The following is a 14978-nucleotide window of genomic DNA, read 5'->3' as shown; positions in this document are numbered from 1 at the left end:
TCTAAAATCTAGACTAGACGGTCTACTATGATATAGCAAGAAGTATGCAAAAAATTACTTTTATCCGACTGGACAAAGTTTTTAGCCCACTTTCACTTTAGTTAACTTTGGATTATTAGCCTGAAAATTCATTTCCAGGGGGCTGGGGAGGCTAATTTAAAATGGTAGACTTGTTGTATAATTTGGGCAAATGCCTATTTTTCATATTATTTGCTATTTACGACTATTTATAGTTCTTAATCATTTTTTTATTTCTTGTGTTTTATTTCTTGGCGAAAAATTGGGGTATAATATTCGTGTCAAGATCACGGATGAATGTGTAATACTAAGGAAAAACAATGACTACTAACAACCTTCCTGATCCTATTGTTACTAATCCTATTTTAAACGTAGTTGTCAATATTAATGCACCAGATACCACCCTAAATTTAAGTAATTACTTTGATGATCCTTTGACAACGGGGAAAGTTGCTCGTTTTAACCTAGCCAATACATCAACGGGAACCATTGGCAACGGAATCATTAATGTTGTACTATTTGACCAAACTGGAACTGGCGCACCATTGACCGTGCAAAATTTCCAAAGTTATGTTAATACTGGCAGTTATACTAACTCTTTTATTCACCGTTCTATTCCCAGTTTTATCGTCCAAGGTGGGGGGTATACTTATAATAATTCCACATTAACAACGATTCCATCTAATGCGCCTGTACAGAATGAGTTTAGTGCACAACGCTCAAATTTGCGGGGAACGATCGCTATGGCAAAATTAGGTAATAATCCTAATAGTGCCACAAATCAATGGTTTTTTAACCTAGCGGATAATTCCAGCAATCTCAATAATCAAAATGCTGGTTTCACAGTTTTTGGTCAAGCTCTTGGTGCTAGTGATTTAACCACAATAGATGCGATCGCTGCCGTTAGGACTTATAATGCTGGTGGGGCGTTTACTAATCTTCCCCTGACGCAAGCTGCAATTAGTGATGCAAATTTTATCCGTTTCAGTAGTATTACAGTTACTCAAGAAGATGAACTGAGATTTTCTATAGTTAACAACTCTAAACCTACCTTAGTCACTCCCAGTATTAGTAATAAACAACTGTTTTTGGATTATCTTCCTAACCAAACCGGTAGTTCACAGATTACAGTTAGGGCTACAAATCTATTTGGTGAGTTTATAGATTATCAGTTTACTGCCACAGTTTTACCAACAATTACCCTAGCTTTATCTGCCACTAGCGTCTCTGAAGACGGGACAAATAACCTTATTTACAGATTTAGTCGCAATGGTGACTTAAGTGCCGCCCTCACAGCCAACTATAACGTTGCTGGTACAGCTACCTTCAATACAGATTATACCAGAATAGGTACAGGAAATTTTACTGCCACATCGGGAACTATTACCTTTGCGGCCGGTGCAAGTACGGCTACTTTAACTATTGACCCCACAGCCGATACAATCGTTGAAAATGATGAAACTGTGGCCCTAACCTTAGCTGCGGGAACAGGTTACACCATTGGCACAACTACAGCTGTCACGGGAACTATCGTTAATGATGATGTACCTGTGATTAACCTCAGTGCTAATCAAACCATTGTTGAAGGTAACAGCAACCCTCAAAACGTCACTTACACTGTTACTCTCTCCAGATCCGATACCAGAGTTATTACAGTCAACTATACCACTGTTAACGGTACAGCTACAGCGGGTTTAGACTATACCACCACCACAGGGACTTTGACTTTTAATAGCGGTGTTACCAGTCAATCAATTAACATACCCATTCTGAACGATTCTATCAATGAAGTAAATGAAACTTTTACCCTCACCCTTACATCTCCCACAAATGCCAACTTGGGGACTCGAACCAGCGTCACTACAACTATCAGCGATACCCTCACAGCCTCTGTCACCACTACCCTACCGACCAACGTTGAAAACCTCACCTTAACAGGAACAACGACTATAAACGGTACGGGTAATGCAGGTAATAACATCCTCCAAGGTAATAGTGGCAATAACATCCTGTCAGGACTCAATGGTAATGATACACTTTGGGGACAAGATGGTAATGATACCCTGATTGGAGGAGTTGGTAATGATAAATATCTATTTCAAAGCAGTGGTGTCTTTAGTAGTGCTTTAGGTACTGACTATATTACCCAGTTTGAAGCCAGACAAGATCAGATTGTATTAAGTAAAACCACATTTTCTGCCATTACTAATGCTGTGGGGCAAGCTTTCACTGGCTTTGCCGTTGTCCCCAATGATGCCTCAGTAGATGCTAGTAATGCTCCTATTGTCTTTAGTCAAGGGACTAGAAGTATATTCTATAACCGAAATGGCAACCTGATCAGTTCAACAGAAGTGTTTAAGTTTGCTTATTTAGGTAATTCGGAGATCACCCTCAGTAGTAGCGATTTCATTTTGGTTAGCTAGTTTTTGAGATTTGTACTTGGGGTTGTTTTTGTCACAAAAGTGACTTTGAACTTCATGGTTATGCAGCGGTAATTTATTAATTAATTACCGCTACTTTCCTTAACTATTCTCTACTAGTATGTGAACTTAATTTGTGATTGCTAGGAGTAGGAGAAACTTCACCGTGGGCTGTTCTTAACTTGGGTTTAGGACTACTGCCACCGTTACTACGTCTTTCATCGTTACCTTTACCTTCTTTTGACCAAGAAGAACGGCCTCTTCCGCCTCCAGAACCACGTAAGCCACCACCACGTTCGCTTTCCCGTTCTGAACCATCACCGACATCTATCCGGCGTTTGTTAATTCTGGGTTTGGGAGTTGGGCTTTCTTCTACAGGTAAATCCACTCCTGATAGCAGCCAAGCGGGACGGGTTTGATCATAAGCGATTTGTAAAGCAGCCGCAGCGATCGCATGAGTATCATATTCTGCAATCATTTCGCTGATAATGGGCAAGAATGAAGCTAACCGTTCACCTGTTAAAGCTTCAGCTACTTGTCCTCTTAACTTCTGAATATGCTGGGCTTCAATCTGCGCTTTAGTAGGAATAGACAGAATTTGCCAAGTTTGGCGGTTATGGCGTTCAAAAGCCTGTTGTTTACGGCGTTCAAAAGCCTGAACCAAAGAAATGGCTGTTCCTTCTTTTCCAGCGCGACCCGTACGACCAATGCGGTGAACATAGGTTTCCACACTATCAGGTAAATCAAAGTTAATCACATGAGAAAGTTGATCAACATCTAAACCCCTAGCTGCAATATCAGTAGCTACTACCCAACGCACTTGACGGTTACGGAAGCGAATTAATAGACGTTCCCGCGCTTGTTGGGACAAATCACCATGATATTCATCGACACTATGACCAGCAGATTGCAACTGACTGGTTAATTCTGCGGCTGTGCGCCGGGTGCGAACAAAGATTAAAGCTGTTTCTGGGTCTTCCATTTCCAGAATTGGTTGTAAAGCCTTGGCTTTTGTCCAGTGACGGGGAATAATGTAAGCTACTTGATTGATTTTATTTGGTGCGGCCTTGGGTTGTTCAACGGTGACAGTTACCGGTGAGTTCAAAAATTTATTTACCAACATCCGAATTGATGGTGGCATTGTTGCAGAAAATAAGGCTGTTTGTCTTTCTTCTGGTGCTTGGGAAAGAATTCTTTCCACATCATCAATGAAGCCCATGCTTAACATTTCATCAGCTTCATCTAACACAAACCACCGTACTTGATCTAACCTCAAGCTACCACGATCTAATAAATCTATCACCCGTCCTGGTGTACCGACAACGATTTGCGCCCCCCGTCTCAGTTGCATAATTTGTCGGTCAATTGATTGACCACCATAAATGGCTGCTGCTTTCAAATAACTATTACCAATAAATTGGGAAATAGCCGCATGAACTTGAATGGCTAACTCACGAGTTGGGGTTAAAACTATTGCTTGTACAGCTTTTTGATCAGGATCTAGCCGTTCTAAAATTGGTAAAGAAAAAGCTGCGGTTTTACCTGTTCCTGTTTGGGATTGACCGACTACATCCCGACCATTTAATAATTGAGGAATTGCTTGGGTTTGAATATTAGTAGGTGCAGAAAAACCAATGTTTTCTAACAGTTCAGCACGTTCTTGGGAAATGCCTAATTCTTGAAATGATAAGTTCATTAACTCTCCTAGATTTTATTGTGAATTTTTGATTTGTAAACCGATACTTATTTGTAAATTCAGTCTTATGCAACAGTAGATAGAGAACGAGATAATAATCTATCGCTATTGACAACTTGACCATAAAGGTCATAGGCATCGGCGCTTTGAATCGCTACTTTGACGATAGTTCCTAGCCTAGCCTCTCCTTTCACATAGACTTGACCATCAACTTCGGGAGAAAATCTACCAGAACGACCAATTAGTTCGCCCGTTTCTGAATTTTCTTGCTCAATGAGGACATCAACAATTTTGCCGATTTCCTGTTGATTTTTCTGCAAAGAAATTGGCTGTTGTAATGCCATTAGTTGATCACGGCGTGCTGCCATTATTTCTGCTGGAATTTGATTAGGTAGACTGTAGGCTGGAGTTCCTTCTTCCGGTGAAAAAGTAAAGACACCAACATGATCAAATTTATGCCGTTGGGTAAACTCTAATAAATGTTGAAAATGCTCCTCGGTTTCTCCCGGAAAACCAACTATAAATGTGGTTCTTAGCACTGCTGATGGTAGGGACATTTTAATCCTTTCCATAATCTCATCATTGATCTGTCCTTGCCAAGGACGATTCATCGCCCGGAGAATTTCTGGGTGGGAATGTTGCAGGGGTAAATCCAAATATGGTAAACAGTTGGGAGTTTCTTGCATGGCCGCTATCACATCTGGTGTTAATCCGGTGGGATAGGCGTAGTGCATTCTCACCCAAGGTATATCTACTTTCCCTAAAGCCCGCAGCAGTTCGGCTAATTTGGGTTTTCCGTAAATATCTAGGCCGTAATTGGTGGTGATTTGAGAAATGAGAATTATTTCTTTCACACCTTGATCTGCCAGTTGTTGGGCTTCGGCTACTATTGATTCAATGGTACGCGATCGTTGGTTTCCTCGCAAATGGGGAATAATGCAAAATGCACACCGATAATCACAGCCTTCAGCCACTCGCAGGTAAGCTACTCCTTCGGTTGTTGTCCGATAACGCGGTGTGGTTTCATCAGCGATATAAGTAGGTTCGGCGGTAATTTCTTTAACTCTCTCCCCTTGTTCTACTCGCTCGATCACATCCACTATTTTGTGATAATCCCCTGTTCCCACTACCGCCACTGCTTCTGGCAATTCTTCCAATAATTGTTCTTGAAAGTGTTGGGCCATGCAGCCTGTAATGACGATTTTCTTATTAGCCTCCGCTAGTTCTACTAGGGTTTTTACTGATTCCTGTCGTGCTGCTTCAATAAAACTACAGGTATTAACAATTACGTAATCTGCTAATTCTTCGTTGCTATCTACACTATAGCCTGCATTTACTAGCAGCCCTAACATATGTTCTGTATCAATGCGATTCTTCTCGCAGCCCAGGTGAGAAATGGCAACTGTTGGCTTTTCACCCATCATGTTCAATAAATGTTCCGTTTTTCTTTGCTAATTAACGTTCAAATTGGGTCGGGATATATAGATAAATAACTCCTACCCAACTACCCGTTACTAATTACCAGATTTTACCTGTATAATTAGCTACTTTAATTAGTAAATACAATCCCCCAACCTCTTCTATTTTACATATAGAGGCGGTGTCATGATCCTTCTACTAATTTGTTTCCCAGGGTAATCTTGAGCATCTTTGGGTAAGTCTGACACTCGTAATATTTTTTAACAATTCGCTTATTGGTATTTTAAATTACCGCAGCGTGGGCTTTGTTAATTTACCCATTGGGAAGCCGACCTAGAGGTCTGTTTTGAGAAGCCGCTACCCAACCGGGAAATCGCACTGGCGACCACGCCCATCAAGCAGTAATGCTACTCCGGCATTTACAATCAAATGACGGGAAGCTGCCTTGCATCTTGTGAGTGGCAAACTTCTCTTCTATCAGATTTTATCTTAACATATCTTAGGGAAGGTTGAAAGTTAATTTCCATCTTGAGGAGGAGGTTACAACCTGACCATGAAAAAACCGCTTAGGACTCACATACTATAGCAGGGAACAGGGAACAGAAAAACCGACGTTGCATAATGTCAGTATGAATTATGTTTCGCGCCAAGGCGCAAAGAGTAAGAGTTTGAGAATGTGCGAAGTAAATTAAAAACGTGGACTTATATCAGTTATTTAAAACCCGAACCCCAATTATTGGCGTAGTGCATTTGCTACCCTTACCTACTTCAGCCCGTTGGGGAGGTAGTCTCAAAGCAGTGATTGACCGCGCTGAACAAGAAGCCACAGCCCTTGCTAGTGGAGGGGTTGATGGGATTATTGTTGAGAATTTTTTTGATGCCCCATTTACCAAAAATCAAGTTGACCCGGCTGTTGTCAGTGCCATGACTGTGGTTGTACAACGTATACAGAACTTGGTTACTGTGCCTGTGGGATTAAATGTGTTACGCAATGATGGCAGGAGTGCGATCGCTATTGCTAGTTGCGTTAAGGCACAATTTGTTCGCATTAATGTTCTTACAGGTGTAATGGCAACTGATCAAGGATTAATTGAAGGGGAAGCCCATCAATTACTACGGTATCGTCGAGAATTAGGATCTGACGTGAAAATTTTTGCTGATGTTTTAGTAAAACACGCCCGTCCGTTGAGTTCTCCTCATCTGACGGTTGCGATAAAAGATACTATTGAAAGGGGTTTGGCTGATGCGGTAATTTTATCTGGTTGGGCTACTGGTAGTCCTCCTGATCAAGAAGATTTAGAACTAGCTAGTGCTGCGGCTGCTGGAACTCCCGTTTTTATTGGTAGTGGCGCAAGTTGGGAAAATGTTAGCACTCTCCTACAAGCAGCAGATGGGGTGATTGTTTCTAGTTCTCTCAAACGTCATGGTCAAATTCAGCAACCCATAGACCCCATTCGTGTCAGTCAATTTGTGGAAGCCGCCCGCAGACCTCTATTGTCTGAACTATGATGCTTTTGATTTGCTTGATTTAGATGATTAGAAGATTTCTAAACTAATTACCAATTACCAATCACTAATATTATGATTCGTCGTCGCTCTACTCCTAGTATTTATAAATGGTCGCGTCCAGCCATTGGAGCGATCTCCGGTTTTGGTATCCTGAATACAGGTTATCTCACTTTTGAAAAGCTCAACGGCAGCGCCCCGGTTTGCACTACACTAGAAAATGTTAAGGGTTGTGTAGATGTCCTCTCTAGTCCTTGGGCTACGGTTTTGGGTCAACCATTACCTATATTTGGTTTATTGGCATACATTGGGATGTTCATATTCGCTTTAGCTCCTTTGGCATTGAACTCAGGGGAAAATAACAAAAGTCGGAAACAACTAGAAAATGTGACTTGGTGGTTGCTGTTTATAGGAGCGATCTCTATGTCTGTTTTTAGTGGATACTTAATGTATGTACTAGCATTTGAACTCAAAGCTATTTGTCTTTACTGTATTGCTTCTGCCTTGTTTGCATTAACTATGTTAGTGTTAACCGTCATGGGTAGAGACTGGGAAGACATCGGACAACTTTTATTTACGGCTGTGATTGTGGCAATGGTGACGCTAATTGGAACTTTAGGAATTTATTCTCAAATAAATCCATCAGGTAGTATTACTGAATCAACTGATGGTAAACCTACAGCAATTACCTTTACGCCTAAAGAACAACCAAATCCTCAATTTGGCTGGGAAATTACCACTAAATCTGGAGAAGCCGAAATAGCCCTAGCCCAACATCTGGTTAAATCTGGTGCTAAGGAATATGTAGCCTATTGGTGTCCCCACTGTCACGAACAAAAGCTACTTTTCGGGAAAGAAGCTTATCAAATCATTAATGATAATTCTAAGGTAGAGTGCGCCAGCGATAGTCCCAAAGGAAAACCAGAATTATGTAAAGCCGCAAAAATTGAAAGTTTCCCAACTTGGATTATTAATGGTAAAAGCTATGGTGGAGTACAAAATCTAGAGGAATTAGCAAATATCACAGGTTATACAGGTCCGAAAAACTTTAAATATTTTCGCTAATGCAACTATTTATTGGGCATTGAACATTGGCAATTGTCCATGGGGAATAGGTAACAAGAACAGTTAATTAATTTTCTGCTGCTTCTTCTGTTTCCCTTGGCTGTTACCTCCGAAAATAATGATATTCTTTAGTAGCGATTGCTTACTAAAAGAGAAAGGAATAGTAAAATGGAGCTATAAATCAAAGAAATTAGCTCATCTTTACAAGAGAAATTAAATTGATTGGTAACCTAGTGTTATACTTCCCATGCACGTGCATTAATGATGAGTCTAAGTGTGATGTTGATAGTGATACTCCAAATTTTTTGGCCGCTTTTACTGCGATGATAAAAAAGATTGTATCCAATCCTTTTATAAATAATTTATCCATGACTCTGTCTAGTTTGTCGTCGTTGAGATATTCTGGTTTTACTCCTGCTCCTATTTATTAGATGTTCACAAGCGATAGTTTGAAAATATTCGGGAAACATATATAACGGTTTAGAGACAAATCCTAACCCATTGATTATCATGGCTTTTACTACTTGACCTGCATTTACTTTTTCGCCTTTTTGGACTCCTATTAATTCATTTATTATTTCTACTATTCCTATTAAATCTATTATTCCTGCTACTATCCCTAGATTGTCTATGTTTTGAATTTCTATTTCTTGGGGTTTTATTTTCACAACAGTTTCCTCTACTATTTCTGTTGTCATTATTTCTTATTTCGTTATCAATTCATTTTTTTCTTTTGTTTTTGTTACCAAGTTTCACTTTCTCACACCATTTCCCTTTTCATGCTACTTATTCTCATTAAACTTCTTTCTCTTTAATTTATCTTTAGTTTTTATGTACTACTTTAAGGGCTTTTTTGATCTGTGACAGTTGAGGGTGCAGAATGTGGGTTTTATTGATTATACTCGGAAAGTGACAGAAGAGGGATACAGCCTTTTCCGCTTTGATGAGGTACAAAGTTGAATCATGAAACTCTTGTGGTGCGGGCATCTTGCCCGCTAGATATGTACCTCATAACACCGGGAAGTGCTGTAAAATCCGCAGTGGGGTAGATGTCAAAGTGCATCTTGGGGACATTTTTTGATGACGGCTTTATTAAACCTCTGGTTGGTCAGGAATTGCATCAGGTAGTTCATGTTCTACGCAGCGTAAACGCGGATATAAGTAGGCAATTAAGGTTGCGACTAGAGAAAACAGACCCATAATGATAAACATTAAACCCATGCCGCGACCATGACCAACCCCAATAATCTGGCCAATGCTATTGGCTAAAGCTCCATCTTGCACCATGATTGGTTCAAAAAATTGATCAGCTAATGCTCCGCAGGTCAGGTAGGAAAGCGGTAAAAACCCCTGCACAGCCGCACTACGAAAAGCAAAAACCCTTCCCTGGACTTCTGGGGCTACTTTTTTTTGATAGATGACTTGAATTGACCCATTAATAATGGGAAACATCATAAATATCAAGAAATTGGCGATCGTAAATATAACTGTGGAAGCCTTCAACCCAGCTAATACATATAAAATGCCCAAAAATGCCATTGATACAAATATAGTATTGATCTGGCGTTCTAGCCTGCCCCAAATGCTGATCACCGCACTGCCTAGCAATAGTCCAAAACTAGAAATAGAATAGATAGTCCCTAGCGATTGAGCGGAAGCAAAGGAAAGCACTAAGGGTGTAGTGAGAGCTTCTGCGCTACCAACGAGAAAGTTGATAATGGCAATGAACATGACTAATCCGAGTAGTCCAGGACGTGCCACTAAATATTTCCAGCCAAAGGTGATTTCTTGCCAAAATGAATTGGTTTCGGCATCGGGATTTTCTGTAAAGGAAATTTCGGGAAATTTAACTACAAGTAAACAGATTAAGGCCAAGGCTAATGTGGATAAATCAATGATGACAATTCCTGACAATTGTACAGTTGCTAATAAAGCTGCTGCTAATACAGGGGAGAGAATTTCGGCGATCGCTAATCTGATCTGTGTCATCGAACTGGCACGACCAAGTTGTTCTTTTGGCACAAGTAATGTAGTCGCCGAGGAATAGGCTAGTCCCTGAAAAGCACTGAAAGTGGAACTAATCCCACTGATTAGACACAGACTCCAAACTTCTAAATGATTACTGATAAATAACCAAGCAATTAGTAATGTACATAAACCAGCACAAAAATCACTAATAATCATGATCCAGCGCCGAGGAAAGCGATCGACAATCACCCCAGCAATGGGAGAGATCAAAATTGTCGGTAGGGTTGTGGAGAGAATCAGCAGTGTAAATTGAGTCGTGGAATTCGTATGTTGATAAACCCAAATACTAAGCGCAAAAGCGGTTGTCCGCGAGCCAACCAAAGACAACACTTGACCAAACCAGATCAAGATAAACACGCTCATGCTTTGAGTTATCTCTCCTGACTGACTGGAAAAATACTCAGTCCACCTCGATAAAGATGATCCAAATGTGGGTTGTTGTTTCAACTCTGGTGGGCTGTTTTCTAACATGGCAATAGTGAGTATTCGTGAATGTGTGGCAAAGCCTCATAATTTAATGTAACATTTATTTCTCGTCTTTCCGTTACATAGCAGTCAGTGTAAGTAGTCGAATAATATCCCCGACTTCTTTAAGAAGTCGGGGATCTGACTCTTGCAATGTTCACCAATCAAAAAATTCACAAACTTGACTAGTGGGATCTTGGACAAGCTGCTGAAGAATTTGCTGGTAATAGCCGAACAAAACCTCGATGGTTTGATTTGTAAATAACTCCGTGCTGTAGAAAACCTTAATTTCCATGGTGGGATTATTTACTGAAGGTGAAGAAACATAAATTTCTAAAGGAATTTCTCCATCCCACAAGTCGAGATCGCGCTTAATTGTGACAAAATCTACATCTAATATCCAGTTATGCCAATTTTGTGGAGGTAACATAGTTAGGGATGCCGAGATATTCAATCGTTGTTTACTGGTGATAGTCTCAATGACTGTGTGACAAGCAATTTCTTTATTATTAATGGCTTCTGTGAGAGTTTCTTGAGCTTGTTCTAAAAGAATTTGTCCAGTTTGTTCAGAGGAAAGATGCGATAGCGAAGCGCTGCTGCGAAGCGCAGATCGCAAAATGACATCATTGATGAAGCAACCGAGCATTTTTTCAGTTTCTACCGCACTCCGATTACCAATAGTTGTGACGACTAAAATATCGTTCTTACTACTATATTTGAACAAAAGTATATTTAGAGCAGTGAGAATGATCACAAAGATACTGACCTTTTGAGAACGGCAGAGAGCTTCGATTGATGTCACAATACTTGCTGACAAAACCACAGAATAAATAGCCGCGCTGGTATTTTCGTTACTCAACTGTAGCTGATTGCTAGATATCTCATCAGATTCTAGTGAAGTATTAGTTAGCTTTTGTAGCCAGTAAGCCAATTGCTTTTCTATGGCCTTTTCATTAAAGTATTGCCGTTGCCAGAGGGTAAAATCTGCGTAATGAACAGGTAATTCCGGTAGGGGTGAAGGTAAACCATTCACAAAAGCTGCATAGAGGATTCCTAACTCCTCCAACAACAGACCAAATGACCAGCCATCTGTGATGATATGGTGCATATTGATTGTCAACCAATGTTCTTCTGGAGTTAGTCGCAATAAACTTGTTTTGATGAGAGGGACTAAAGCCAGATCAAAATGGTGATTATATTGCAGCGCAGCTAGTCTTTCTGCTTCAGACGTTCGCTCTATTAAAGGTAGGTTTTGTAAGTCTATAATCTCTAATGGGATAGTCAGAAATGGGGTAATTACTTGTACAGGTTGACCTTCTACTATAGTAAAAGCCGTGCGTAATATTTCATGACGACGAATGATTTCATTGAAACTGGACTCCAACGCAATTGCAGAAAGAGAGCCAGTGAACCGTAAAATAAAAAAGCTGTTGTAGGCGCAACTTTCAGGAGCTAATTGTTGTAAATACCAGATAGACTCTTGGGCAAAAGACAGGGGGATACAAGTGTCTCGTGCTTGAGGGACAAGGGGTGGTAAGGTATCAACTTTTATGGCATCCAGTTGATGTGCAATTATTACTTGACTAAGTTCAGCAATAGTCGGGGCTGTAAATAAAGAACGCAAAGGCAGAACGATGGAAAAATGTTCTTGAATGCGAGATATTACAGATGTAATCAGGAGAGAGTGTCCCCCCAATTCAAAGAAGTTATCATAGATGCCTACCTGCTCCCGATGTAATACCGTACACCAGATTTCGGCTAATTTTGCTTCTAGCACAGTCCCAGGGGCAACAAAAGCCGTTTCTAGCTCTGAATTGGTTGTTTCTGGCTTTGGTAAAACCAGCCTGTCAACTTTACCATTAGGAGTCAAAGGTAAGGCTTTGAGCATGACAAAAGCCGCAGGTATCATATATTCAGGTAGATTTCCTTTCAGAAATTGACGTAATTCGCTAGTAGTCAATGTTTCTGTTGCGCTAACAATATAAGCTGTTAAATACTTGTTACCTGGATGATCTTCTCTAACAATGACTACTACCTGCTGAACTTGAGGATGTTGTGTTAATACTGTCTCGATTTCTCCTAGTTCAATCCGAAAACCTCGAATTTTGACTTGGTGATCAATGCGTCCCAGAAATTCAATATTTCCGTCTGGTAAATAGCGTCCTAAGTCTCCAGTTTTATAAAGTCGCTCATTTGCCACAAAAGGATTAGCAATAAATCGCTCAGATGTTAAGTCAGGACGATTCAAGTACCCTCTAGCTAAACTTAGTCCACCAATGTAGATTTCTCCATAAACGCCAATAGGTAGGGGTTGAAGATAGGGATCAAGAATGTAAACTTGAGTATTGGCAATAGGACGACCTATAGGTGGAAATTTACTATCGGATGCTGCTGGTAAAATTTGCCTAGAAGTTGTAACTACTGTATTTTCGGTGGGACCATAGTTATTAAAAAACTTAAATGGTAACTTATTTGATGGATAAAAATTAAGTCTATCTCCACCAGTTAACATAGTTCGCAAAGTTGTATTTTCTGTCCAGGATAAAAGACATAATTGTTCTGCCAAGGGTGTAGGAATAAAACTAATAGTAATATTATGTGATAGCAACTTCTCTTGAAGTGTTTTTGCTGACAGCAGAAATTCTGATTTAATTAAATATATACTCGCTCCAACTACTAAATAAGGCCATAATTCCCAAACAGCAGCATCAAAGGCTGTTCCGGCTAAGTGTGTAGCTCGATCTGATGATTTTACTTCAAAATTATTTAAGTGCCAGAACACTAAATTTAATAGTGCTGAATGTTGAATTAGTACACCTTTAGGTCGCCCTGTAGAACCAGAAGTATAGATGACATAAGCTAAATTTTCCGAGGTGAAATTATTAATAGGATTATGATAACTCTGACTGGCAATTTCAATTTCAAAATCTTTATCCCAACAAATAATTTTAGTTTGCGCTTGCTCTAGGGTTAATGATAAATGTGGAAGTAAGGAAGAATGAGTCAAGATAATGGACATTTGTGAATCTGCCACCATATAATTGAGGCGTTCTGGGGGATAGTTAGGATCGAGTGGCACATAAGCACCACCTGCTTTGAAAATTCCCAAATATCCTACTATCATTTCCAGAGAACGTTCTAAATAAACACCTACTAATATTTCTGGTTCTACACCCATAAATTGCAAATAATGAGCTAGTTTGTTAGCTTGTAAATTTAATTGTTTGTAGGTTAATTGTTGATCTTCAAATACTAATGCTACTGCATCAGGTGTTTTTTCTACTTGCTCCTCAAATAATTGATGAATGGATTTTTGGGGATAATCAGTTCCCCTATGATTCCATTCAACTAATAACTGATGTTTTTGGGATGCTGTTAATAAAGGTAATGTCCTAATCCGCTCTTGAGGATCTGCCACAATTGCCTCAACTAAGCTGTGAAAACTTTCCACCATCCTGGCAATAGTATCAGCATTAAACAAATTAGCATTATATTCAAATGCGCCTATTAATTCACTTCCCGATGCTGAATCTTTTTCCTGCATTGATAAAGTTAAATCAAAAGTTGCACCCGCTGTCGCTCTTGCTAATTCTATTTGTGTAACTTGCAAATCTCCTAATTCCAGTTTTGACACCGGAGAATTTTGCAATACAAACATGACTTGAAATAAAGGACTATGACTGAGGTGGCGCTGAGGTTGGAGGGTTTCTACAAGTTGATCAAAGGGGAGATCTTGGTGAGCATAAGCATCAAGTGCCATCTGTCGCACCTGTTGGAGTAATTCTATAAATGTGGGATTTCCTTCGAGACGAGTTCGTAAAACTAAGGTATTCACAAAAAAGCCAATTAATGGTTCTAATGCCACGCGATTGCGATTACTAATGGGAGAACCAATAACAATATCTTCTTGACCACTGTAGCGGGAAAGTAAGATCACAAAAGCGGTGAGCAGTGTCATAAATAGGGAAGAACCCGATTTTTGACTGAGGTTTTTCAGTTTGTGAGTGAGTTGGGAATCAAATTGAAATTTTTGGAGATCAATGCTAAAGGTTTGCATTGCTGTTCGTGATCGATCAGTAGGTAATTCAATTACTGCGGGAATATCTGCTAATTGTTGTTTCCAGTAATCAAGCGCGGGTTGATTTTCCAGCCATTGCCGTTGCCAATAAGCGTAGTCTGCATACTGAATTGATAATTCAGTTAAGGGAGAAGGTAAACCCGCTGTTAAGGCTGAATAAATAACCGATAATTCTTGGAGAAAATTCCCCACTGACCAAGCATCAGAAATGATGTGGTGCATGATTATTAATAACTGATGGGATTTTTCTCCTAATCGCATCAATGTCACCCGCAATAGAGAT

7 protein-coding genes and 1 pseudogene are annotated in these 14978 nt (G+C 39.9%); 3 read left to right on the top strand and 5 right to left on the bottom strand.

Features of this window, described 5'->3' with window-relative positions:
• The first annotated feature begins 338 nt into the window (after positions 1-338).
• Positions 339-2441 carry a peptidylprolyl isomerase gene (locus ACIR310F_RS23725; RefSeq protein WP_051289664.1) on the top strand — a complete coding sequence of 701 codons (2103 nt, stop codon included), beginning with the start codon at positions 339-341 and terminating at the stop codon, positions 2439-2441.
• Between the two features lie 103 nt (positions 2442-2544).
• Here ACIR310F_RS23725 and ACIR310F_RS0114665 read toward each other — a convergent pair whose 3' ends face one another.
• Both ACIR310F_RS0114665 and rimO read right to left on the bottom strand, forming a co-directional pair.
• Positions 2545-4134: a DEAD/DEAH box helicase gene (locus tag ACIR310F_RS0114665; RefSeq protein ID WP_028084471.1), complete on the bottom strand. Its 1590-nt coding sequence runs from the start codon at positions 4132-4134 to the stop codon at positions 2545-2547.
• A gap of 65 nt (positions 4135-4199) precedes the next feature.
• Positions 4200-5555 carry a 30S ribosomal protein S12 methylthiotransferase RimO gene (gene rimO / locus ACIR310F_RS0114660; RefSeq protein ID WP_028084470.1) on the bottom strand — a complete coding sequence of 452 codons (1356 nt, stop codon included), beginning with the start codon at positions 5553-5555 and terminating at the stop codon, positions 4200-4202.
• 694 nt (positions 5556-6249) lie between these two features.
• Here rimO and btpA point away from each other — a divergent pair.
• Both btpA and ACIR310F_RS0114650 read left to right on the top strand, forming a co-directional pair.
• The gene (gene btpA / locus ACIR310F_RS0114655) at positions 6250-7062 is read left to right on the top strand and encodes a photosystem I biogenesis protein BtpA (RefSeq protein ID WP_028084469.1); all 813 of its coding nucleotides are present in this window, start codon (positions 6250-6252) and stop codon (positions 7060-7062) included.
• 72 nt (positions 7063-7134) lie between these two features.
• Entirely contained in the window at positions 7135-8124 is a 990-nt protein-coding gene (locus ACIR310F_RS0114650) for a vitamin K epoxide reductase family protein (protein WP_028084468.1), read from the top strand.
• A 223-nt stretch (positions 8125-8347) separates the two neighbouring features.
• Here the strand turns inward: ACIR310F_RS0114650 and ACIR310F_RS22655 are convergent.
• The 3 genes and pseudogenes from ACIR310F_RS22655 to ACIR310F_RS22650 form a co-directional block, all read right to left on the bottom strand.
• A pseudogene (locus ACIR310F_RS22655) lies at positions 8348-8822 on the bottom strand (DUF4277 domain-containing protein); the annotation flags it as partial.
• Between the two features lie 394 nt (positions 8823-9216).
• Complete coding sequence (locus ACIR310F_RS0114640) at positions 9217-10623, bottom strand: MFS transporter (RefSeq protein WP_028084467.1); 1407 nt, start codon at positions 10621-10623, stop codon at positions 9217-9219.
• A gap of 151 nt (positions 10624-10774) precedes the next feature.
• Positions 10775-14978 (bottom strand): non-ribosomal peptide synthetase (locus ACIR310F_RS22650; protein WP_231387556.1); only part of this gene is annotated, 4204 nt, incomplete at its 5' end.

Source organism: Dolichospermum circinale AWQC310F, assembly GCF_000426925.1.
GTDB classification, from domain to species: Bacteria; Cyanobacteriota; Cyanobacteriia; order Cyanobacteriales; family Nostocaceae; genus Dolichospermum; species Dolichospermum circinale.
This window is presented reverse-complemented; position numbering and strand designations above follow the sequence as displayed.